General features: G+C 38.5%; 1 pseudogene. It reads left to right on the top strand.

Annotation, left to right across the window (positions count from 1 at the left end):
* Positions 1 to 805: pseudogene (locus tag FRY74_RS12765) on the top strand (hypothetical protein); the annotation flags it as partial.

The raw sequence follows: 805 nt of genomic DNA, 5'->3' as shown, positions 1-805 counted from the left end.
GTTATCAACGAGTATGACACAAGCAAATTGTGGAACCAATGATGGAACTGCAACTGTTAATGTAGTATCTGGTGGAAGTGGAACATTTTCTTATTTATGGGATGTTCCTGCAGGAAGTCAAACTTCAGCAACAGCAGTTTCTGTTTTAGCAGGAACATATACAGTTGTTGTTACAGATGATGTTACTGGATGTACAAAAGATACAACAGTAACAGTTACTTCTACAACGGGTATAACAGTTACAGCTAATTTTATTCAAGATGCACAATGTAATGGTGCTAGTGATGGAAGTGCGTATCCTACAATTGTTGGAGGGACAGCTCCATTTACTTTTTCATGGAATACTGCGCCAATAGCTCAAACTGATTCGATATTATTAGCAGGAGCTGGTTTTTATACTTTATCAGTAACAGATGGTAATGGATGTACAGGAAGTGACACCATAACAATTAATGAACCAACAGCAGTAGTTGCATCTATAGTATCAAGTACAGATGAAACATGTTTAGGAGCTAATAATGGATCAGCTACTGTTGGAGGAGCTCAAGGAACAGGGGGTTATACTTATTTGTGGATGCCAGGAGGTCAAACAACAGCTAATGCTACAGGTTTAGCTCCAGGAGATTATACAGCCTATGTTTATGATGATAACTTGTGTGTAGATTCAGTTCAAGTAACTATAAATCCAGGTCCAATGATGACATCAACACACACCTCAGTAGATGTTTCATGTTTTAATGGAACTAACGGATCAATAGACGTTACAGTTGGTGGAGCTCCAGGAGCAATAAGTTATGCATGGACA

Origin of the sequence: Vicingus serpentipes, from assembly GCF_007993035.1 — a bacterium.
GTDB classification, from domain to species: Bacteria; Bacteroidota; Bacteroidia; order Flavobacteriales_E; family Vicingaceae; genus Vicingus; species Vicingus serpentipes.
The sequence above is the reverse complement of the archived record's forward strand: the minus strand, read 5'-3'. Positions and strand labels throughout refer to the sequence as shown.